The organism is Hymenobacter coalescens (assembly GCF_054783195.1).
Genome location: NZ_BAAGRA010000019.1, coordinates 457,901 through 478,248 on the forward strand (window position 1 = coordinate 457,901; position 20,348 = coordinate 478,248).

At 61.2% G+C, this 20,348-nt stretch carries 17 protein-coding genes; 10 read left to right on the plus strand and 7 right to left on the minus strand.

Annotated elements, in window-relative coordinates; all coding sequences use genetic code 11:
• Positions 1-28 precede the first annotated feature (28 nt).
• Together ACYVKQ_RS18375 and ACYVKQ_RS18380 are read right to left on the minus strand one after the other, a co-directional pair.
• Positions 29-496, minus strand: a complete 468-nt coding sequence (locus tag ACYVKQ_RS18375) for a hypothetical protein (protein ID WP_460676813.1) — start codon at positions 494-496, stop codon at positions 29-31.
• A 204-nt stretch (positions 497-700) separates the two neighbouring features.
• Positions 701-2,176: a tail fiber domain-containing protein gene (locus tag ACYVKQ_RS18380; protein ID WP_460676814.1), complete on the minus strand. Its 1,476-nt coding sequence runs from the start codon at positions 2,174-2,176 to the stop codon at positions 701-703.
• Between the two features lie 623 nt (positions 2,177-2,799).
• On the opposite strand from ACYVKQ_RS18380, the gene ACYVKQ_RS18385 reads away from it, so the two are divergent.
• Positions 2,800-3,633 (plus strand): alpha/beta fold hydrolase, encoded by an 834-nt coding sequence (locus tag ACYVKQ_RS18385; protein ID WP_460676815.1) that lies wholly within the window; start codon positions 2,800-2,802, stop codon positions 3,631-3,633.
• Positions 3,634-4,097: 464 nt separating this feature from the next.
• Here ACYVKQ_RS18385 and ACYVKQ_RS18390 read toward each other — a convergent pair whose 3' ends face one another.
• Positions 4,098-4,514: a hypothetical protein gene (locus ACYVKQ_RS18390; protein ID WP_460676816.1), complete on the minus strand. Its 417-nt coding sequence runs from the start codon at positions 4,512-4,514 to the stop codon at positions 4,098-4,100.
• A 735-nt stretch (positions 4,515-5,249) separates the two neighbouring features.
• Between ACYVKQ_RS18390 and ACYVKQ_RS18395 the strand changes: the two genes are divergently transcribed.
• The gene (locus ACYVKQ_RS18395; RefSeq protein ID WP_460676817.1) at positions 5,250-7,106 is read left to right on the plus strand and encodes a tail fiber domain-containing protein; all 1,857 of its coding nucleotides are present in this window, start codon (positions 5,250-5,252) and stop codon (positions 7,104-7,106) included.
• A gap of 367 nt (positions 7,107-7,473) precedes the next feature.
• On the opposite strand, the gene ACYVKQ_RS18400 is transcribed toward ACYVKQ_RS18395, so the two are convergent.
• A complete protein-coding gene (locus ACYVKQ_RS18400; RefSeq protein WP_460676818.1) occupies positions 7,474-8,169 on the minus strand; it encodes a hypothetical protein in 696 nt (231 codons plus the stop codon).
• A gap of 99 nt (positions 8,170-8,268) precedes the next feature.
• On the opposite strand from ACYVKQ_RS18400, the gene ACYVKQ_RS18405 reads away from it, so the two are divergent.
• The 3 genes from ACYVKQ_RS18405 (at position 8,269) to ACYVKQ_RS18415 (ending at position 11,278) form a co-directional block, all read left to right on the plus strand.
• Entirely contained in the window at positions 8,269-8,598 is a 330-nt protein-coding gene (locus tag ACYVKQ_RS18405) for a hypothetical protein (protein ID WP_460676819.1), read from the plus strand.
• A 91-nt stretch (positions 8,599-8,689) separates the two neighbouring features.
• Entirely contained in the window at positions 8,690-8,875 is a 186-nt protein-coding gene (locus ACYVKQ_RS18410) for a hypothetical protein (RefSeq protein WP_460676820.1), read from the plus strand.
• Between the two features lie 3 nt (positions 8,876-8,878).
• Positions 8,879-11,278, plus strand: a complete 2,400-nt coding sequence (locus ACYVKQ_RS18415; RefSeq protein ID WP_460676821.1) for an AAA family ATPase — start codon at positions 8,879-8,881, stop codon at positions 11,276-11,278.
• Between the two features lie 107 nt (positions 11,279-11,385).
• Here ACYVKQ_RS18415 and mfd read toward each other — a convergent pair whose 3' ends face one another.
• Positions 11,386-14,910, minus strand: a complete 3,525-nt coding sequence (mfd, locus tag ACYVKQ_RS18420) for a transcription-repair coupling factor (protein ID WP_460676822.1) — start codon at positions 14,908-14,910, stop codon at positions 11,386-11,388.
• A gap of 363 nt (positions 14,911-15,273) precedes the next feature.
• On the opposite strand from mfd, the gene ACYVKQ_RS18425 reads away from it, so the two are divergent.
• Together ACYVKQ_RS18425 and ACYVKQ_RS18430 are read left to right on the plus strand one after the other, a co-directional pair.
• On the plus strand, positions 15,274-16,017 hold the full coding sequence (locus ACYVKQ_RS18425; RefSeq protein ID WP_460676823.1) for a metal-dependent hydrolase: 744 nt from the start codon (positions 15,274-15,276) through the stop codon (positions 16,015-16,017).
• Between the two features lie 408 nt (positions 16,018-16,425).
• Positions 16,426-17,406 carry an NYN domain-containing protein gene (locus tag ACYVKQ_RS18430; RefSeq protein ID WP_460676824.1) on the plus strand — a complete coding sequence of 327 codons (981 nt, stop codon included), beginning with the start codon at positions 16,426-16,428 and terminating at the stop codon, positions 17,404-17,406.
• Positions 17,407-17,526: 120 nt separating this feature from the next.
• On the opposite strand, the gene ACYVKQ_RS18435 is transcribed toward ACYVKQ_RS18430, so the two are convergent.
• Positions 17,527-18,015: a PaaI family thioesterase gene (locus tag ACYVKQ_RS18435; RefSeq protein WP_460676825.1), complete on the minus strand. Its 489-nt coding sequence runs from the start codon at positions 18,013-18,015 to the stop codon at positions 17,527-17,529.
• Positions 18,016-18,088: 73 nt separating this feature from the next.
• On the opposite strand from ACYVKQ_RS18435, the gene ACYVKQ_RS18440 reads away from it, so the two are divergent.
• Positions 18,089-18,376: an Mpo1-like protein gene (locus ACYVKQ_RS18440; protein WP_460676826.1), complete on the plus strand. Its 288-nt coding sequence runs from the start codon at positions 18,089-18,091 to the stop codon at positions 18,374-18,376.
• A gap of 4 nt (positions 18,377-18,380) precedes the next feature.
• Here ACYVKQ_RS18440 and ACYVKQ_RS18445 read toward each other — a convergent pair whose 3' ends face one another.
• Positions 18,381-18,824 carry a GNAT family N-acetyltransferase gene (locus ACYVKQ_RS18445; protein WP_460676827.1) on the minus strand — a complete coding sequence of 148 codons (444 nt, stop codon included), beginning with the start codon at positions 18,822-18,824 and terminating at the stop codon, positions 18,381-18,383.
• A gap of 136 nt (positions 18,825-18,960) precedes the next feature.
• Here ACYVKQ_RS18445 and ACYVKQ_RS18450 point away from each other — a divergent pair, with 136 nt between their 5' ends.
• Complete coding sequence (locus tag ACYVKQ_RS18450) at positions 18,961-19,458, plus strand: YajQ family cyclic di-GMP-binding protein (RefSeq protein WP_460676828.1); 498 nt, start codon at positions 18,961-18,963, stop codon at positions 19,456-19,458.
• A gap of 101 nt (positions 19,459-19,559) precedes the next feature.
• Entirely contained in the window at positions 19,560-20,327 is a 768-nt protein-coding gene (locus tag ACYVKQ_RS18455; RefSeq protein ID WP_460676829.1) for a TerC family protein, read from the plus strand.
• Positions 20,328-20,348: the final 21 nt, after the last annotated feature.

The following is a 20,348-nucleotide window of genomic DNA, read 5'->3' on the forward strand; positions in this document are numbered from 1 at the left end:
GGTACGGACAACGGGTCGGGTGCCGGGCTTATTCGGGGAAAACCAGCGCGTCGGTTTTGGCAATGACCTCGCTCTGCCCGGTGCCGTTGGTGTTGCGCTGCAGGTAGAAGTAACAGGTGATGGGCCGGGCGGGCATGGGGCTGGTGGTCCGGTCCCAGAAACGGCTCAGCGGATACGACATGCTCACGGTGCCTTTGCGGGCGGTCAGGTCGACGGAGCTGGGGTTGATGGCGAAGGTGCTGCCAGTGGTCGATTTGAACAGAATGGACACCCGGTAGCCGTAGGCCGAGGTTTCGCTGTCGGCCAGGCTGTAGTTCAGCGTCGCGTCGATGGTGGTGGCGCGCGACACCTGCGTGCCGGGGGCGGGCGTCAGGCTGGCAATGCTGATAGCGGTGACAGCCGGCTGCGCGGGCGGGTTGTTGTCTTTTTTGCCGCAGCCGGCCAGCAGCAGGGTTCCGAGCAGCAGCGCGCTGGCGCCGGTTTTGCGAATGGGCATAGGAGGTAAAAGGCTTGGTTATAGCCCCGCAAGTTAAGCTGAGCCGGGCGCCGGGAAAAGTCCGTCTTTAGCGCAGTGCGGCCCCAAGAATGCTGATGCAGCGGAAAGAAACAGCCGGTTCTGCTTTGGCGCTATGGGCCACGGCGTGGCAGCCCAGCCAGCGCCGGGCGGAAGCTACTTGCCCGCCACCTGCTGCGCGGAGCCCTAGGGCTTGCGGGGCAGCGGGGCAGCGGCGGCGGACTCCGGGGAGGGCAGCCGCCGGGCCAGGGCCTGAACCTGCGTGGTGAGCTGCTCAAGCTGGCGCTGCTGCTCCTTCAGGGCCTCCAGCAGCACGGGCGTCAGCAGGGCGTAGTTGACGGCTTTGTAGCCCTGGGCATCGGTGCTCACCAGCTCGGGGTACACGCGCTCCACCTCCTGGGCCAGCAGCCCGAGCTGCTCGGCCCCGGCCGTACCGCCGTGCTGCACGCCCAGCGCGTTCCAATGGTAGCGCACCCCGCGCAGCTGCTGCACGGCGGCCAGCGCCCCGCCCAGCGGCCGCACGTCCTGCTTGAAGCGCGCGTCGGAGGGCGACACATTGCTGCCGCGGATGGTGCCGGCCACGTCCAGGGTGTAGCCCGCGTTGAGCGTGTTGATGCCCACGTTGCCGGTGGCCTGGTTCCAGCTCATCACGCCCACGGCGGCGGCGCCGTTGAGCCGCTCCAGCACCAGGCGGTCAGCGGACTGCCCGGCTTCCGCGCCGCCGGTGTTGTGGCGCAGGTTCCAGCCATAATTGGTGTCGTTTTCGCGCCACTGCAGCGCGGCTCCGCTCACCAGGTTGTTGGTGTTGGAGTGCAGCAGCAGGGTCGGTGAGGCCACACCTGCCTGCTCCACCACGCCGCTGCTGCTGATGCGGATGCCGCTCGTGCCCCCGTTGCCCACCAGCTGGAAGGTTTTCAGGTCGAAGTTGCCGCCGGCCGCCGTGATGGGCATCCACTTGCCGTTGCCCACGCCGTCGGAGGTGAGCACCTTGCCCGCGCCCTGGGTGCCGTCGACGATGCGGATGGCGGCGTTGGCATTAACGTAACCGGGGTGGCCGGCCAGGCCCACCCAGCGCAGCGGCTGGCCGGGCCGCCCCGCCGTGAAGATGCCCGCCCAGCCGTCGGAACGGTAGGCGTTGCCCCACACGGCGTAGTCGATGTCCGTGCCGTAAGGGCCCGTGCCGTAGCCCGAAAGCATGGTGCGGGTGTAGTTCCGGCCGTACAGGCTGCGCGTCATCAGGGCCACGCTTTTACTGGGTACAAACGACTGCACCAGCACTTGGGACGCGGAGTCGCCCAGGGCGGCGGTGGCCACGGCGCTTAGAGGCTTGTTGTTCAAGTCGAAGGTCTGGGTGGCGCGGTGGTTGCCGAGGTTGTCGCCGGATTTGGTCTTATCCGGGATGTAGAGCCACTGCCCGCCCACGGCGTACCAGAAGCCCCGGCGGCCGTCGGTCTGGAACACCATCAGCCCGTCGGGCGGCGTGCCGATGCCGGCGCGGGCGCTGGAGTCCATGCGCGGGATGAGCAGGCCCTTGCCGGTGGCCTGGATGTCGAGGGCGGCTTTGGCGTCGGGCGTGGCGGTGCCGATGCCCACGGAGCCGGGCGTTTGGGCGGCGGCGGCGGCGGCCGTGAGCAGGAGCGGAAAGAGGAAGGTTGTTTTCATCGGTGGCGGGAGCGTGGAACGAGTGCTATTCCAAAAGTAAGGCGTGCGCGAAGGAAATAAAGGGTAAGGCGGTCAACGACCGGCGGTGGGACGTGAGCAACCGGATTTGGGCAGCGGCCGGGCCGGACAACCCGGCGCCCGGCTGCCGCTAGCTGGGCCGCCGGGCGCCGGCCAGTGGCACCATAGAAGACTGGTCGAACGGGGATGGCACGGGCAAGCGGGCCACCCCGCCCCCCCAGCCGCTGGCTTGATGCGCGCCAAGAAATAGCCAGGTAGCAGCGGGAGCAGGGCTGCGGTCCGGGCGGCGTGGGCGGCTGGGGAGGTAGGGGCCGCTGGGGGTAGCGGGCAGAACCGGCTTGCCGCTGGGGCGGCAGGGAGGTACAACCTCCCACCAAGCCGGGCACAAGCTACCAGCCCGCTTCCGTTGGGGTGGCTGCGGGGGCGGGACTTTGCGTAGTACTCTTCTATCGGGGCGGCCGGCCCGGTCGCCGCGCTCATCACGCGTAACTCATCTGGCTTGCTTGCGCGGTCTGGCTACCCACGTGGCGCCGCTACGCGGCTGTGGGGCCGCCCCTATGCCGGTGCCGCTTTATCAACGCCGTCAACTTCATCCACTCCAGCTTATGCAACTGCACCACATCCGACGCGGCCAGGGCCAGCCCCTGCTGCTTCTTCACGGCATCGGCGGGAGCTGGCGCTCCTGGAGCCCCATCCTGGCGGCGCTGGCCGCCCGCCGCGAAGTCATTGCCCTGGACCTGCCCGGCCACGGCCAGTCGCCCGCGCTGCCCGGCGAAAACTCGTTTTACGCCCTCACCGATGCGGTGGAAGCCTGGCTGCGGGCCCAGGGGCTGACGGGCGTGGCCTGCGTGGGCTCGTCGATGGGGGCGCGCATGGTGCTGGAGCTGGCTCGGCGCGGGGCCGTGGGCGCCGCCGTGGCCCTGGACCCCGGCGGCTTCTGGCAGGGCTGGCAGGTGCCGGCGTTCTACTACTCGGTGGCCGGCTCGGTGCGGCTGCTGCGCGCCGCGGAGCCGCTGCTGCCCGCCCTCACGAGCAATGCCCTGACGCGCACGCTGCTGCTGGCGCAGTTTTCGGCCCGGCCCTGGCGCCTGCCGGCTGAGGTAGCCCTGACGGAGCTGCGCAGCTTTGTCCGCACCCCCGTGTTCGATGAGCTGCTGCGCCACCTAGCGTACGGGCCGCGGCAGGCAGGCGCCCCGCGCGGCAGCCTGCGGGCCCCGCTGGTGATTGGGTGGGGGCGGCAGGACCGGGTGTGCTTCCCCAGCCAAGCCCGCCGGGCCACGGCGGCCTTCCCCGATGCCGCGCTGTACTGGTTTGACCGCTGCGGCCACTTCCCGCATTGGGACCAGCCCGCCGAAACCGTGGCAATGATTCTGGCCGCGACGAAGCCGCAGGCGGGGGCAGCGGTGCCACGGGCGCAGTCGGCGGGGCACGAAGAGTAGTCTGGAAATAGCACGACGCCCGGCTTCCGCGGAAGGGAAGCCGGGCGTCGGCAATTAGTGGCAATAGGGTCGAAGCGGGATAGTACGGGCCTTGCGTGCGCCTCTTGTGCGCCTTACCCCCGGCTCCCTCCCTCGCTTGATGCGCGACATGAAAAGGAGAGGGGGAGCCTGACGACTTGGGGAAGTGGGGTACAGGGTTTAAATGGCGGGGGCGGCGGGTTTGACGGCTTTTTGCGAGCGGGCGGCGGTGTTGATGGTTTGGCGGGCCGACGCGTAGGCAGTGTGGAACCGGGGCTGGCTGCGCTGGTAGCGCACCATGAACTTGTCGACGCGGTTGCGGAGCAGGGCGGTGGCCTGGCGCAGGTCGGCGTCGATTTCCAGTTTCTGGGCTTTGCCGTCGGCCGTGAGGGCGCGGGGCGTGGTCTGCTCCTGCTGGAAGGCCTGGATGGCGGCTTGCAGCTCCGTCAGCTCCGCGGGGGTGCCAGGGCCTGGGCGTGCCCGGTGGCGCGCTGGTGCAGGTTTTGGGTGATGCGCAGCAGGTCGGCGTCGGGCTGGCGGCGGAGCTGGCGCTCGGAGTAGTCGCTGGCGGTGTGCAGGCGGATGTCCTGCCGCTCGTCGGCCAGGGCGAGCAGGGCGGCGGCCACGGCGGCGGCGCGCTCGGCCAGCGTCTGCTTGGTGGCCTGCTTCACGGCGCCGGGCTTCGGGGGCGTGGCGGCGCGCTGCTGCCGCTCGGCGGTGGGGTCGAGGTCGGCGACCAGGGCGGCCAGCTCGAGGCGGGCGTTGCCGAGGGCTTTGTTGGTGGGGTACAGGTCGGCGTGCCCGTCGAGCACGCGCAGGGTGGTGTGCAGCATGGCCAGCTTGGCCCGTTGCGAATCGTTCATAGGGAGTAATTGGGTTAGGGTAAATGGTTGAGCTTAAGGTAGACGGATTCCGGGTTGCTTGTATGCGGGCGGGCCGGTAGTTGGGCGGTGCGGGCTGACATGGCCTTCGCCGGACGTGACATGAACCTTAGCGGCGGTGACATGGGCTTCGCCGGGGCTGACGGGAGGTTCAACGGCGGTGACAGGAACCTCAACGCGCGTGACAGGAGGTTCAACAGACCTGACATGAGGTTCAACGGCGGTGACAGGAGCCTGATGCGGGGTGACAGGGGCTTCCGCGGCCGCGTCAGGAGGGTGAAGGCGGGGCACCTCTCCCTTTGGCCCCCTCTTCGGGAGAGTGGTTAGTAGCTGGCGGTGGGGTGCGGCCCGCACGGTATCAGTGGTATCGGTTGTTGTATCCGTTCCTATCTGTGGTCTGAGATAGGGGGGCGGGCTGCTGGGGAGGGGAAAGTAGCTTTCGTAGCAGACAAAGCCAGATGGCCGCTGGGGCGGCAGGGAGGCATAGCCTCCCGCCAAGCTGGGCACGAGCCACAAGCTTGCGCTCAGCTTGACGGGCAGTTGAGGGCGGGCGGTGCTGTAGGCGCGCTCCGCGGCGCGCGTCCGGCGGGCGCCCCGGGTAGAACTCAGGGTTGGTTGCGGACTTGTACCAAACCATCTAACTTGCGTGCAAACTGCGGAGTGTATTCAGCGGCTTGTCGTGCGACAAGGGTGAGGCTACACAATCCTTTGATTCCAATGAGAAACCTACTCACTCCCTGGTGGGCCGCTGCGATGCTGCTTGCCACCCCCGCCCTGGCGCAAACGGGCGGCGTGGGCATTGGCACCACCACCCCCGACGCCTCGGCCGCCCTGGACATCCGCAGCACGGGCAAGGGCCTGCTGCCCCCGCGCCTGACCTACGCCCAGCGCACGGGCATCAGCAATGCCGCCGCCGGCCTGCTGGTGTACCAGAGCGACGCCAGCACCAGCCCGGCGGCCCCGGCCGGCTACTACTATTATACCGGCACGCAGTGGCTGCCGCTGCTCAGCCAGGGCGACAACCTCGGCAACCACGCCGCCACCCAAAGCCTGAACCTGGCCGGCAACGCGCTGGTGGGCACCGGCGACAACATCAGCGGCGTGGGCGTGGGCGTGCGCGCCGACGGGGGGCTGAACCTGGGGCAGAACTCCGTGAGCAACAACATCTACCTGGGCTACCAGGCCGGCCAGTCGAATACCACCGGGCGCGGCAACTATTTTGCCGGCTACCGGAGCGGTTTCTCCAACACCACCGGCGACGATAACGTGTTCGTGGGCTACCGGAGCGGCTACTGGAACACCAGCGGGGCGGAGAACGTGTTTATCGGGACCGAGAGCGGCGGCCTGAACACGGATGGCATCCGCAACATCTTCGTGGGCATGCACAGCGGCCTGCGCAATACGTCGGGCGGCTACAACGTGTTCAGCGGCTACCAGAGCGGTCTTTTCAACACCACGGGGCAAAACAACGTGTTCAGCGGGCCGTCGGCGGGCGTGCGCAATACCTCGGGCAACCGCAACGTATTCGTGGGGCCCGAGGCCGGTACCAACAACGCCGTCGGGAACAACAACACGGCCCTGGGCAGTCAGGCCGACCTGCTCGGCGACGCGCTGACCAACGCCACGGCCATCGGCTACAACGCCAAGGTGAGCCAGAGCAACAGCCTGGTGCTGGGCGGCACCGGGGCCAACGCCGTGCGCGTGGGCATCGGCACCACCGCCCCGGCCGTGGCCCTGGACGTGCAAAGCAGCGGCTCGCTCGGCAGCTACGACTTCGCCTTTTACGCCCGCAACGGCAACGCCGCCAACACCGGCTACGCCTCCAACGCCAACAGCGACGTGAGCATCCGGGCCTCGGGCCGCATGGTGGCCACCGAGTTCAACGCCACCTCCGACCGTCGCCTGAAAACCGTTATCGGCCTGAGCGACGCGGCCCAGGACCTGGCCCTGCTCCGCCGCCTGCGCATCATCGATTACCAGATGCGCGACCGGGTGCAGTTCGGCCCGCGGCCGTTCAAGAAAGTCATTGCCCAGGAAGTGGAGCAGGTGTTTCCGCAGGCCGTGCAGCAGCAAACCGCGTTTCTGCCCGACGTCTACCAGGTGGCCGCAGGCCTTACGGCCCTGCCCGGCGACTCGCTGCTGCTCCTGCGCCTGCCCGCCGGCCTGGCCGAAGCCGCCGCCGCGGGGCAGCGCCTGAAGCTGCTCGGGCCCGCCGGCGAAGTGCTGGCCCGGCTGGCGCGCCCGGCGGCCGCCGGCGCCACCACGCTCACCGTGCGCGGCGCCGGGGCGCTGGCCGCGCAGCCAGCCAGCCAGGTGTTCGTGTACGGCCTGGAGCGCGCCGACGTGCGCACCGTCGACTACGAGGCCCTGTCGATGCTGAACGTGTCGGCTACCCAGGAGCTGGCCCGCAAGGTGCAGGCCCTGGAGCAGCAGAACGCCGCCCTGCGGCAGCAGGCCACGGCCGCCGCGGCCCAGGCCGATACCCGCGCTACCGCCGCCGAAGCCAGCCTGGCGAAGCTGGAGGCGCGGCTGCGCGCCCTGGAAAGCCAGCAGCCCACGGCGGCCCAGCCCTAACCCTTCCGGAATAGCTTGCGCTTCACCAAGCCCGTCAGGCCGCCGTGCCGGACGGGCTTTTTTGGGGTGTGCGGACGGCAACCGGATGCGGCGTTTCGCGGCTTTCCAGGGTGTCGGCCGGGCGTTCTGGTGGTTTGCTCTTCACATTGCCTGGTGGGTGAGGGAGCTGGCCGGCTGCTGCAACGCAAAGCGCCCGGCCTCCGCAGGGGAAGCCGGGCGCTGGCATAAGTTGCAATAGGGGGCTAAGCAGATAGGCCGGGCAACGGGGCACCTCTTGTGCGCCTCACCCCCCGGCCCCCTTCCCTCGCTTGATGCGCGACATGAAAAGGAGAGGGGGAGCCTGACGACTTGGGGAGTGGGTGCGGGGTTAGACGGCGGGGGCGGCGGGCTTGGGGGCTTTTTCCGAGCGGGCGGCGGTGTTGATGGTTTGGCGGGCCGACGTGTAGGCGGTGTGGAACTGGGGCTGGCTGCGCTGGTAGCGGACCATGAACTTGTCGACGCGGTTGCGGAGCAGGGCGGTGGCCTGGCGCAGGTCGGCGTCGATTTCCTGTTTCTGGGCTTTGCCGTCGGCCATGCGGGCGCGGGGCGTGGTTTGCTCCTGCTGGAAGGCCTGGATGGCGGCTTGCAGCTCCGTCAGCTCCTCGGCCGTGACGCCTTGCTCGGCCAGGGCCGGGGCGTGCTCGGTGGCGCGCTGGTGCAGGTTTTGGGTGATGCGCAGCAGGTCGGCGTCGGGCTGGCGGCGGAGCTGGCGCTCGGAGTAGTCGCTGGCGGTGTGCAGGCGGATGTCCTGCCGCTCGTCGGCCAGGGCGAGCAGGGCGGCGGCTACGGCGGCGGCGCGCTCGGCCAGGGTCTGCTTGGTGGCCTGCTTCACGGCGCCGGGCTTCTGGGGCGTGGCGGCGCGCTGCTGCCGCTCGGCGGTGGGGTCGAGGTCGGCGACCAGGGTGGCCAGCTCGAGGCGGGCGTTGCCGAGGGCTTTGTTGGTGGGGTACAGGTCGGCGTGCCCGTCGAGCACGCGCAGGGTGGTGTGCAGCATGGCCAGCTTGGCCCGTTGCGAATCGTTCATAGGGAGTAATTGGGTTAGGGTAAATGGTTGAGCTTAAGGTAGACGGATTCCGGGTTGCTTGTATGCGGGCGGGCCGGTAGTTGGGCGGTGCGGGCTGACATGGCCTTTGCCGGCGGTGGCAGGAACCTCGGCGGCAGTGACATGGACTTCACCGGGGCTGACGGGAGGTTCAACGGCGGTGACATGAACCTCAACGGGCGTGACATGAACTTCAACGCGGGTGACATGAACCTCAACGGCGGTGACATGAGGTTCAACGCGCGTGACATGAACCTGACGCGGGGTGACAGGAGCTTCAGCAGCCGCGTCAGGAGGGTGGGGGCGGGGCGCCTCACCCCGCCCTTAAAGAGAAAGAGTGATTATGATTTAGGGAAAGAGACAGAATGGCGCAGGCTACTAGAGCGGAGAGGGCATTTTGAGGTAGTATAAGATGAAAATATTATAGCTAAGTATTTGATTGAAAGCTCTTGTTTGCGTTATATTTAGGCTTCATTTAACTCACTACACAAGCATAATAAACATGGATGAAGTTCTCGGATGGTTGCAGGAACAGAAAGATCCTGATGATGATTTTCAAAACTCTTTAGTTGATAAAATTATTGAACAGTTAAATGAAGGTGGATTTGATAAGTATAAATTTGATAATTGGCTTGTTGCGGAAATATCACAAGCTGAAAAGTCTTTTGTAAATAAATTGAGTAAATAAGAGATGATACAGGTTAAAAGAATATTGATTGAAAATTTTAGAGGTATTAGAATGCCTTTAGAAATTTCATTTAAGAAAGGTAAGAATTTTACTTCGGTTGGTTTGTATGGAAGAAACGGTACGGGTAAGAGTTCAATTGCTGACGCTTGGGAATGGCTGCAATCAGGGAAAATTTCGCATCTAACAAGAGAAAATTCAGGTGAAAAAGATTATCCAAATAAATATGTTGGCGAGGGTGAGTGTTACATTGAGGTTGAGTTTGAGGGTGATATAAACGGTGTAGTGAAATCATCTTTTGATAAAAAGAAAATTACTATACCAAAAATTGAAGGTGAATTTGATGATTTCAAAATGAGTGCTAAGCATCCATGTTATCTTAGATATCGAGAATTGCAGCAGTTTGTGTATAATACAAAAGCTGACAAATATGCCTATATGGCAAAGTATTTGGGGTTTGAAAAACAGTTAAAATTTCAAGTTGATCTTTTTTCTTATTCAAAGCAGTTAAATGAAGAATATTATAGGGTGAAATCGGATTATGATGAAAAAAGGCATCAGGTGCTTGCTTTGGTTGGGGGAGACGAGGTGAACGAGGGTGCGGTTATAAATGCGCTTGCTGCTATTTGTGAAAAATATGGCTTTGATAAACCAACCGGGTTGCTGGATCTGAAAAGACCTTCAGATCAACTTCAAGTTCTCATTGATAGTAACCCTTTGAATAATGAACTTAATCAATGGATGGAGTTTAGGAAAAAGTTAGTTGTTTTTAATAATTTCAATCATATTATAGGTCTTGTTGATGACTTAGTTGTTGCTTTTGATAATTTGAAAAGCGATGAGGAAATTTTGTCGAAGGTAATACTGTCTGACTTGTATTCTTCTGCGTTGGTAGTTCTTCGGCAGAATGATTTTGATGGTAGCTGCCCTGTATGTGATAATGTATTTGATGGGGACTTGCTTGCTCATATACGAGAAAAGCACGAATCGTTAGTTGCTTTTCAGCAGTTAAAAGAATCTTATGATAAAAAATGTGCCCTTGCTAAAAGTAGTTTATCTGTAATAAAGAATGCCTGTGTTGTTCTTTGCGGTGAAGGCTTGGATATTGTTAGAGCTATTGAAGTAAACGTTTTCATGTGCTCAAACAAATTGCCCGATTTAGTTGATGCAGCGGATTCACTACTTGTTTCAAAAGTTCAGGATATAGAAAATCTTGAGGCTCTAATTGATGTAAAATTGGCATTATTGGAGTTATTGGATATTGTTGGAGTAGTTGATGCCGTTGCTGAATTTAAGATAGAGCAGTTGTCCAAGGACTTGGTAGTAAAAAATTTGGCTAACGATTACGAGAGGGCCAGGGCATTGTATCAAGGCTACGGTCGTTTTGTGATGTCAAAGGTTAAAAAGGATAAGTATGAACACTCATCGGTATCTATTGAAAAAGTATACACTAATTATGTGGAATGGATGCAATCGAAGTTGTTAGCTGCATTTGGGGTGATATCGAAAGATGTGATGCTGTATTTTAATATTCTGGAACAAACAGCGTCCCACATTTCTGAACCGACTATAAAATTGAATACAGACAAAAATAAAGCAGTGGAACTTGAGATAAAATTTAATAATGAGGTTATATCTCCTGTTTATAAATACTTAAGTGAATCTCAAATAAATAGTTTTGGGCTATCTGTGTTCTTGGCTGCTATCAAAAATTTTAATCCTGATTTTAAATTCGTTATACTTGATGATATAGTTAATAGTTTTGATGCTTTTAAAAGGCCGAGGATTATTGAGTTGTTACAAATTCACTTTAAGGATTATCAATTTTTAGTTCTTACACATGACGTAATTTGGTTTGAAAGATTGTTAAAAGCATTTAAGCAGTGGAATAAGCTTCGGTTTGAATCTTGGGACTTGACGCATGGGCCAAAAGTTAATCTAGGTAAAAGTGTTTCTGAGCAAATTGAAGAATGTATAAAGTCTGATAACGCTGTTCAAGCAGGTCAACTTTTGGGTAGATATCTTGAATTTTCATTGCAGGATTATAACTATAGCTTAGAGGGGATGCTTAAATATAAGCCGGATAATCAGTATGTATTAAGTGAGCTGTTAGATGCATTAATTGCTAGAGTTAATAAAGATTTGAAAGTAAAACATTTATTATATCAGAAATTGAATGACTTTTCAAGTGATTCAATGTTTAGGAATTATTGCGCTCATTACAAGGCTCCTGAAACTGAGTTTACGGTAGAAGAAATAGATATTATTTATAAAAAGTGGATGGATATTGAGTCTTTGCTAAGATGTGATGATTGTGGGACTTACGTTCGTAAGAATAGTGACGATATATATTGTCAATGTAGGTCCTTGAATCTGAAGGATGCTAAGTTTACAGTTGCGGCGTAAGTAAATCTTTTTTACATCTAAGCCATAATAACACCCGCCCCGCCGGAGCCTCCTGCATCAGAAGGCCCCAGCGGGGCGGCATCAGTTTCCGCAGCTGCTAGCGCCGCTTACCCCTCATCCTCGTCATCCGACACGGTAGCGGTGGCTACCACCGGCGGCATGGATTCCACAGCCAGCTCGTTCATCAGCTCGCGGGCGGGCAGCACGCCGGGCACGTCGGTGATGGTGACGATGAGCTGCTCCTTGCGCTCCTTCATGCTGGCGCGGCGGGGGTGGGTCTGCACGTAGTTCAGGATCTGGCCGAACTGCTCGCCCTGGAAGTAGGGCTCGTGGCCTTCGCCCGCGTCGAGGTAGCCCTTGAGGGTGTCCTTCTTGAGCGAGACTTTGCTGAAGCCCACGCGGCAGGCCTGCCAGCGCAGGCGCACGATGTCGGCCAGCTGCTCCACCTCGGGCGGCAGCGGGCCGAAGCGGTCCACCATGCTCGTGAGCAGGCGGCGCAGCTCCTCGGGCTCCCGGGCGCGGTCCAGCTTGCTGTAGAGCTGCAGGCGCTCGGAGACGGAGGCCACGTAATTGTCGGGGATGAGGATTTGCAGGTCGGTTTCCACGTTGCACTCGCGGGGGCGGGCAAAGTCGGCGGCGTCCTTGAGGCGGCCGGTGGTGTCGCCCAGGAACAGGTCGCGGAACTCGGTTTCCTTGAGCTCCTGCACGGCTTCGTCGAGGATCTGGTGGTAGGTTTCGTAGCCCAGGTCGTTGATGAAGCCCGACTGCTCGCCGCCGAGCAGGTTGCCGGCGCCGCGGATGTCCAGGTCGCGCATGGCCACGTTGAAGCCCGCCCCGAGGTCCGAAAACTCTTCCAGGGTGCTCAGGCGCTTGCGGGCGTCGGAGGGCAGGCCGGCCACGGGCGGGGTGAGCAGGTAGCAGTAAGCTTTCTTGTTGGAGCGGCCCACGCGCCCGCGCATCTGGTGCAGGTCGGAGAGGCCGTGCATGTGGGCGCGGTTGATGATGATGGTGTTGGCGTTCGGAATGTCGAGGCCCGACTCGATGAGGTTGGTCGACACCAGCACGTCGTAGTCGTGCTCCACGAACTGCATCATGCGCTTTTCGAGCACGTCGCCCTCCATCTGCCCGTGGATGCTGGTGATGCGGGCATCGGGCACCAGGCGCTGAATCATGGCGGCCTGCTCGGTGAGGTCCTTCACGCGGTTGTGGACGTAGAACACCTGCCCGCCGCGCTTCAATTCGCGGGCAATGGCGTCGCGCACCAGGTGCTCGTCGAACACGGCCAGCTCCGTCTGCACCGGCTGGCGGTTGGGCGGCGGCGTCGAAATTACCGACAGGTCGCGGGCGCCCATCAGCGAGAAGTGCAGGGTGCGCGGGATGGGCGTGGCGGTGAGCGTGAGCGTGTCCACGTTCACCTTCAGCTCCTTGAGCTTGTCCTTGGTCTTGACGCCGAACTTCTGCTCCTCGTCGATGATGAGCAGGCCCAGCTGCTTGAACTGCACGTCCTTGTTGGTGAGCCGGTGCGTGCCGATGAGAATGTCGGTCTTGCCCTCGGCCACCTTCTGCAGCGTGGCTTTGGCCTGCTTGGTGGTCTTGAAGCGGTTGATGTAGTCGACGGTGACGGGCAGCTCGCCCAGCCGGTCGCGGAAGGTCTTGAAGTGCTGCATGGCCAGGATGGTGGTGGGCACCAGCACGGCCACCTGCTTGCCGTCGGCCACGGCCTTGAAGGCGGCCCGGATGGCCACTTCCGTCTTGCCGAAGCCCACGTCGCCGCACACGAGGCGGTCCATGGGGTGGGGCTGCTCCATGTCGTGCTTCACGTCCTCGGTGGCCTTGGCCTGGTCGGGCGTGTCCTCGTAGATAAAGCTGGATTCCAGCTCGGCCTGCATGAAGGAGTCCTTGGCGAAGGCGTGGCCGGGCGCGGTTTTGCGCTTGGCGTAGAGGCGGATGAGGTCGGCGGCAATGTCCTTGACCTTCTTCTTGACCGCCTTTTTCTTGTTTTCCCACTCCGGGGAGCCCAGCTTGGACATGGTCGGCGGCGTGCCCTCGGCGCCCGAGTACTTGGCAATCTTGTGCAGGGCGTGGATGCTGACCGTGAGCACGTCGTCGTCGCGGTACACCAGGCGGATGGCTTCCTGCTGGTGCCCGTTGATTTCCACCTGCGTCAGGCCGGCGAAGCGCGCAATGCCGTGGTCCTGGTGCACCACGTAGTCGCCGGGCTGCAGGGTGCGCAGCTCCTTGAGGGTAAGCGCCTTTTTCTTCGAGAACTTGCGCTTCTCCTGGGCCCGGTAGTACCGCTCAAATATCTGGTGGTCGGTGTACACCAGCAGCTTGCGTTCCTCGTCGATGTAGCCCTCGCGCAGGCCCAGGGCCAGGTGCTGGAAGCGGATTTCGCGGCCCAACTCGTCGAAGATGGTGCGCAGCCGGTCGAGCTGCCGCATGGATTCGGCGGTGAGGATGGTGGTAAAGTCGCGCTGCTGGTTTTCGAGCAGGTTCTTCGTGAGGCGCGAGAAGTCCTTGTTGAACGAGGGCTGCGGCTTGGAGGTAAACTGCACCTGCTCGGCTTCCTTGTAGTAGAAGCGCTTGCCGAACTCCAGCACCGGAAACCGCTCCAGGTGCTTCTTGAGCGCCTTGGTCGTCTCAAACAGCTCGTCAGGCTTGGACTTGATCTGCACGCCGTGGGCCTCCTGCATCATCTGCTGGAAGTTCTGCTCGGCCTTGTCGAACTGCTCGCCCACCACGTCTAGGAGCTGGCGCGCGTCCTTGGTCCAGATGGCGGTGTTGGCGGGCAAAAACTCCAGGAACCCCTCGCGCTTCTCCGTCAGCAGCTTGGTCTGCACGTTCGGCACGATGCTGATGCTGTCCTGCCGCTCCACCGACAGCTGCGACTCGGGGTTGAAGGTGCGAATCGAGTCAATTTCGTCGCCGAACAGCTCGATGCGGTAGGGCAGCTCGTTGGCGTAGCTGAACACGTCGACGATGCCGCCGCGCACGGCGTACTGACCGGCTTCGTACACGAAGTCGGTGCGCTCGAAGTCGTACTCGGCCAGCAGCTCGCCCAGGAAGTTCACGTCCAGCCGCTCGCCCACGCGGGTGGTGAAGGTGTTCTTCACCAGGCTCTGGCGGTTGATGACCTTCTCGCTCAGCGCCTCGGGGTAGGTCACGATGAGGGCGCCCTTGGGCGGCTTCTCGTCGGCCTTGGCGGCGCTGGCGGAAGTGGTACTACCACTGTCGTTGGCTGATTCCTTCTTGCCCTTCTCGCCCGATTTGCCACTCAGCCGGTTCAGCACCTCGGCGCGCATGAGCACGTTGGCGTTTTCCGTCTCGTCAAAGGAGTAGGAGCGTTTGTAGGAGCTGGGGAAGGTCAGCACTTCCTCCCGCTCGCCCACCAGGTGTTGCAGGTCGGAGGCGAAGTAGCTGGCCTCCTCCCGGTCGTGCAGGATGAAGACCAGGTGCTCATCGGGCCGCTCCAGGTGCAGGGTGGCAGCCACCACCGCGTCCTGGCTGCCCACGAGGCCGCGCAAATGGAAGCGTTGGCCGGTGCCGCCTTCCGCCGCCGGCTTGAGGTTCAGGGCCAGGGTCTGGATGTCGGTGTCGAGCGAGTAAAGGCGGAGGAGTTCGGACGTCTGCACGGGGTATCGGCTGGGAGAGGGGGCAAAGGTAGAAGCCCGGCCGGATGGAATTCCGGTCGGGCACACTGCTACCCAATACCGCCGCGGGCTTGGTAAAGTTTCCCGGGAGGGCCCAGCCGATAGGAGCGGCCCAGCCAGACCTGCCAAGCCTCGCAGGGGATTATGCCGGCACCACTGCTACCGAAACTGGTCGCGGGAGCAGTGCGTTTTGCCGAACGTGTAACGCAGTCGGCCAAGGGTCCAGCACGCGCGGCTACTGTATCAGGGCCGCCGGATGGAAAAAGCGGACGTTGGGCGCCGGGGCAGGCCCGGAGCTGGCGGCGTGCCGTACCTTTGCCAGGTCCTTTTTCCTTCGATTTACGCGTGCGCGGTTCATCTCACTTGGCTATTGGCCTGATTACCGGCGCGGGCATCGCCGCCGTCACTGCCGATGTGCGCCTCTCGTTGCCCGGCATCGCCCTGGCCGGCTTCTCCGCCCTGGCCCCCGACCTCGACCACCCCAACTCGCGCCTGAGCAAGCGTATGGGATTCATGCAGGGGTACATGCGCTGGTCTTTTGCTGCCGGGGCCGCCGTGCTCTCGGTTTATGCCTTTCTGAACGTGCCCCCCGGTCCTAACCAGCGTGTGATGTATATGGCTGCTCTGGCCATGTTTTTAGTAGGCATGGCCATGCAGAGCCAGTCGGCGCGCAAGCTAGCCCTGCTGTTTACCGGGGTAGCGGCGGTGCTCACGGGCCTGTACGTACAAGTGCTCTGGCTGAGTTTGCTCGGCGGTTTTGTGGCCACTGCCCCCTTTACCACGCACCGTTCCTGGACGCACACCATCTGGGCAGCGGCGCTCTGGACTTACATTGGCCACCTGGCCAACCAGGATCTGGGGTGGCACGGCGTGGCCACCTACGCCGGCGCAGGCTACCTCTCGCACCTGCTGGCCGATACGCTCACCAAGTCAGGGGTGCGTTACCTGCTGCCCCTTTCCGATAAAGCCCTGAAGCTGCCCATCATCTCAACCGGTTCGTCTACGGGCAATTTGATCGAGCTGGGAGTGTGCACTGCCTACGGGCTGTTGGTTGCTTTGCTGTGGTGGCAGCGGTACAATTTGGGGTAAGCAGTGCTATTTCCTGTTATGGGAATAGTGCAGTGTCAAATAACTGTATTACAGAAGATTGCAACAAAAACAAGGGGTCGATAGTTAGGAATGGGCTAGGATTTGTAACATTGCAGTCTCAGACGGAACTGTGATTGGGCCCGCAGCGGGTGGCCTGCTTAGCTACTGCCGGGTAGCATGGCAACCGTTGCAACCCTACCCCCAACAGTGGGTCAGTAGCTGGGTAGCAGGCTATGCAGCTATTATTTTTAGCACTATTCAGGGGTAAAATCTTGCATTCGACTGAGAGCATCTTGCACCCTCCATCCATCCAAACCTCACTATGTCTTTGTACCTTTGGCCACTTCCGGCTACCGGGCCCGGAGTTCCCGTCCTCTCTCTCTCTCCTTTTGCACACCTCTCGCAATCATGAATCACATCAATAGCCCGCTGATCCGGATCGGCGTCTTCTACGACGGCAACTATTTCCTCAAGATCAGTGATTACTACTACTTCCAACACGATCGGAAAGCCCGCATCAGCCTGGAAGGCTTGCACGATTTTATCCGGCACCAAGTAGCCGAAGATGAAGACGCCGATGTGCGTTTGTGCCAAATCACGGAACCTCACTTCTTCCGCGGCCGCCTCTCGGCCACCGAAGCCCGCGACAAAGACCGCCTGTTCCACGACCGCCTGCTCGACGACATCCTGATGAACATGTCGATCCAGACGCACTACATGCCCCTGAAGACCCGCGACGGGCGCCTGCAGGAAAAAGGCGTGGACGTGTGGCTGGCCCTCGAAGCCCTGGAACTCTCCATGACCAAGCATCTGGACGTGGTGGTGCTCATCGCCGGCGACTCGGACTACGTACCGCTGATCAAGAAGCTCAACACCATCGGTACCCGCGTGATGCTGCTGAGCTGGGACTTCAAGTACACCGACTTCAAAGGCGAAAACCGCGTAACCCGTCCCTCGCAGTTGCTGCTGGAGACGGTGAACTACGCCGTGGCCATGAACGAGGTCATCGACAACAACCGCGGCGGCGACCTGGTGGACAACCTGTTCGTGAACCAGCCGGAGCCTTCGCCCTTCCCGAACGTGGCCACGCCGAAGCCCTATCAGCCCTCAGCCGCCGGTCCGGAGGGCTCCATTGGCATCAGCACCATCAAGAACCTCAAGAACGGCTACGGCTTCGTGGTGATGCCCCCCAACAACCTGTTCTTCTCGTACGCCGACATGGCCGAAGGCCAGGACTTCAACGAGCTGCACGAGGGTGACTGGGTGGAATTCACCGTGGGACGTAACCACCGCAACGAAGACTGCGCCCGCAACGTGCGCAAAGTAGAAGCCCCCGCGGAAGGAGAGTACCAGCACGAGCCGGAGTCGGCCGAGTCGGAAAACCTCTAGCCCCGCACCTGATTTAGCCCGGTTTGTTTGCCGCCGGACCAGCCGCTTTCCCCGGAAAGCCGGCTGCGTCCGGCGGTGGCGTTTGGGAGCTGAGGCGACTTTTATCTTTGGCCTAGACCGTTATTCCTCGCCGGGTTTTTCCAGCCCGAGCTGCCCGGCCAGGGCTTGCACAAACTCGCGCTTGGTAGCCGGGTAGCGGTTAAAGGTGCCCAAGCCCAGGGCCACGACCACGTCGCGCCCCGGGCATTCGATACGGCCGTTGACCACGACCAGGCTTTTGCCGTGGTGCGCCACTTCGGCGTGCGCCACCAGCTCGTCGTGCGGGCGCACGGGGTGCAGAAAGTTGAGTTTGAACTCGACGGTGGAGACGAACTCCTGGTCGAGAAAGGCCTGGGTCAGGGCTGCGGCACCCAGGGCGGCGTCCATCAGGCCCGCTACGGCGCCGCCGTGGGCCGCACCGGGAGAGGAGAGGTGCTGGTCTTGCACGTGCATGCGGTAGCTCACCACGCCAGGACGATGCACGGTCAGTTGCATGCCGTTGGCCCGGCCGTAATGGTTGATCTGGTCGTAGAGAGCCACCATGGTGGCGAGGTCGGGCATTTCGGGCATGGCCGGGAAGCGAAGGAAAGCTTGGGAACGGGGAAAAGTTAGGTTTCTTTCCCGGAAACCGATGCCCTGTGCCATGGCTGCCAAGCTGCCCCCCCGTCTTTCCTTCGCCGAGTTCTACCCTTATTACCTGGCCGAGCACCGGCGGCGCGGTACGCGCGTGCTGCACTTTGTGGGTACCACGTTGTTTCTGTCTTGGCTGGTGCTGGCAGGCGTGCTATCGGCGTACGGCTGCGCCTGGGTGGGCCATTTTTTCGTGGAGCACAACCGGCCCGCCACGTTTCAGTACCCGTGGCTGTCCTTGCGCGGAGATTTCCGCCTGTACTGGGACCTATGGCGCGGCAAGGAGCGGTTCGGGGCGTAGCGCGTTATAGCGTTTTGCGCATCAACCAATGCGGAATCACGCCGAACAGCGTGTGTGAGGGTGTTACGGTTTCATAGCCCAGCCGCTCGTAAAAGCCCACGGCGTTTTGGCGGGCGTGCAGCACCAGTTCGGTGAAGCCCTGCTGTCGGGCCGCTGCCTCCAGGTACTCCAGCAGCTGCCGGCCCGCCTGCCGGCCCTGCCACGCAGGCGCCACGGCCATGTAGCGCACCTGCCCCTGGCTGGGGCCGCTGGGACTAAGGCGAGCCACCCCGCCCACCGTGCCGTCGGGCGCGCGCCAGAGGGCGTGGGTGGTGCTGGGCTGTTCATCGTCGTCGGCACGCTCCGAGCCCGGGGGCTGTTGCCAGGGCTGGCGCAGCACCTGGTAGCGCAGCTGGTAGTACGCGGCCCAGTCGGCGGCGCTGCGGGGTGAATCAACGGAAGCACTCATGCGTACAAGGCCGAAGCAGCGCCGGCGGGAAAGCAGGTTGGGGAAGAATTGTCCTTCGGGGCAAATTAGCCAACTTTGCCGCCCCGGCGGCCCGGCGCATCCGTCGCCGGCTTGTTCCACCAGCCCCGCCCGTCCCATGGCTTCCTTCGACATTGTCAGCAAAGTAGACCCGCAAACCCTGGAAAACGCCGTCAACAATGCCCGGAAAGAGTTGCTCACACGCTACGATTTCCGCGACACCAAGGGCGGCATCGAGCTGGACAAGGCCAACAACGTCATCACCATCTCCTCGGAAAACTCCATGAAGGTGAAGTCCCTGGAGGACATCCTGATGGGGCGCATGGTGAAGCAGAGCATCGACCCGACCAGCCTGGATTTTTCAGCCGAAGAAGAGCCCTCGGGGGCGCTGGTCAAGAAAAAGCTGAAAGTGCGCGCCGGCATCGACAAGGACCTGAGCCGGAAGGTGCAAAAGCTCATTAAGGACTCCAAGCTGAAGGTGGAAGCCCAGATTCAGGGCGACCAGCTGCGCGTCACCGCCAAAAAAATCGACGAGCTGCAGGCCGTTATTGCGCTGCTGCGTGCCAACGCGGCTACCTTGGGCCAGCCGCTGCAGTTCGTCAACATGAAAAGCTAAATGGTTATATGGCTGCATGGCTATAGGGCTGGTCTTTCAAGGTCAGTCGGAAAGCAGCACCGCCAACCATTTAACCATCTGGCCATTTAATCATTTGACAAGTGTTTGACTTCTCCGTTTTCGCCAGCCCTCAGGCGTGGGTGAGCCTGCTGACCCTCACGTTCATGGAAATCGTGTTGGGCATCGACAACATCATTTTTATTTCCATCGTCGTCAACCGCCTGAACCCGGCGCAGCAAAAGCAGGGCCGCACCATCGGTCTGGTGCTGGCGCTGCTGATTCGTATCGCGCTGCTGATGAGTATTTCGTGGATCGTGGGCCTGAAAACCCCGCTGTTCACCGTTGACTTGCCCTGGGCCGAGCAGGGGTTCGGCGTCACCGGCCGCGACATTATTCTCTTCATCGGCGGCCTGTTCCTGATCGGCAAGAGCACCACCGAAATCCACACCAAGCTGCAGGGCGAGGAGGAGCACGACGGCCCCAACAAGGTCTACAGCACCATGAGCCGCATCATCTTTCAGATCGTGCTCATCGACATCGTGTTTTCCTTCGACTCCATCCTAACGGCCGTAGGCTTGGTAGACAACGTGCTGATCATGATTGTGGCCGTGGTGCTGTCGATGGGCGTGATGCTGGCCTTCTCGGGCTTGGTCAGCAACTTCGTCAACCGCAACCCCACCATCAAGATGCTGGCGCTGTCCTTCCTGATCATGATCGGCGTGATGCTGGTGATGGAGGCCTTCCACAAGGAAATCGAGAAGGGCTACATCTACTTCGCCATGGCTTTCTCGCTGGTGGTCGAGCTGCTCAACCTGCGGCTGCGCAAGAAAGCCGAGCCCGTGCACCTGCGCGACTCGCGCTTCGACTAAAAGCGTCCCGGTGTACGCCAC

What these genes read in the sequence shown, in the direction of transcription:
- ACYVKQ_RS18395 (WP_460676817.1), top strand. Translation starts at nt 5,250, where the DNA reads ATGAGAAACCTACTCACTCCCTGGTGGGCCGCTGCGATGCTGCTTGCC.
- ACYVKQ_RS18450 (WP_460676828.1), top strand. Translation starts at nt 18,961, where the DNA reads ATGGCTTCCTTCGACATTGTCAGCAAAGTAGACCCGCAAACCCTGGAA.
- ACYVKQ_RS18375 (WP_460676813.1), bottom strand. Translation starts at nt 496, where the DNA reads ATGCCCATTCGCAAAACCGGCGCCAGCGCGCTGCTGCTCGGAACCCTG.
- ACYVKQ_RS18435 (WP_460676825.1), bottom strand. Translation starts at nt 18,015, where the DNA reads ATGCCCGAAATGCCCGACCTCGCCACCATGGTGGCTCTCTACGACCAG.
- ACYVKQ_RS18415 (WP_460676821.1), top strand. Translation starts at nt 8,879, where the DNA reads ATGATACAGGTTAAAAGAATATTGATTGAAAATTTTAGAGGTATTAGA.
- ACYVKQ_RS18430 (WP_460676824.1), top strand. Translation starts at nt 16,426, where the DNA reads ATGAATCACATCAATAGCCCGCTGATCCGGATCGGCGTCTTCTACGAC.
- ACYVKQ_RS18390 (WP_460676816.1), bottom strand. Translation starts at nt 4,514, where the DNA reads ATGAACGATTCGCAACGGGCCAAGCTGGCCATGCTGCACACCACCCTG.
- ACYVKQ_RS18385 (WP_460676815.1), top strand. Translation starts at nt 2,800, where the DNA reads ATGCAACTGCACCACATCCGACGCGGCCAGGGCCAGCCCCTGCTGCTT.
- ACYVKQ_RS18445 (WP_460676827.1), bottom strand. Translation starts at nt 18,824, where the DNA reads ATGAGTGCTTCCGTTGATTCACCCCGCAGCGCCGCCGACTGGGCCGCG.
- ACYVKQ_RS18380 (WP_460676814.1), bottom strand. Translation starts at nt 2,176, where the DNA reads ATGAAAACAACCTTCCTCTTTCCGCTCCTGCTCACGGCCGCCGCCGCC.
- ACYVKQ_RS18405 (WP_460676819.1), top strand. Translation starts at nt 8,269, where the DNA reads ATGGCCTTTGCCGGCGGTGGCAGGAACCTCGGCGGCAGTGACATGGAC.
- ACYVKQ_RS18410 (WP_460676820.1), top strand. Translation starts at nt 8,690, where the DNA reads ATGGATGAAGTTCTCGGATGGTTGCAGGAACAGAAAGATCCTGATGAT.
- ACYVKQ_RS18440 (WP_460676826.1), top strand. Translation starts at nt 18,089, where the DNA reads ATGGCTGCCAAGCTGCCCCCCCGTCTTTCCTTCGCCGAGTTCTACCCT.
- ACYVKQ_RS18400 (WP_460676818.1), bottom strand. Translation starts at nt 8,169, where the DNA reads ATGAACGATTCGCAACGGGCCAAGCTGGCCATGCTGCACACCACCCTG.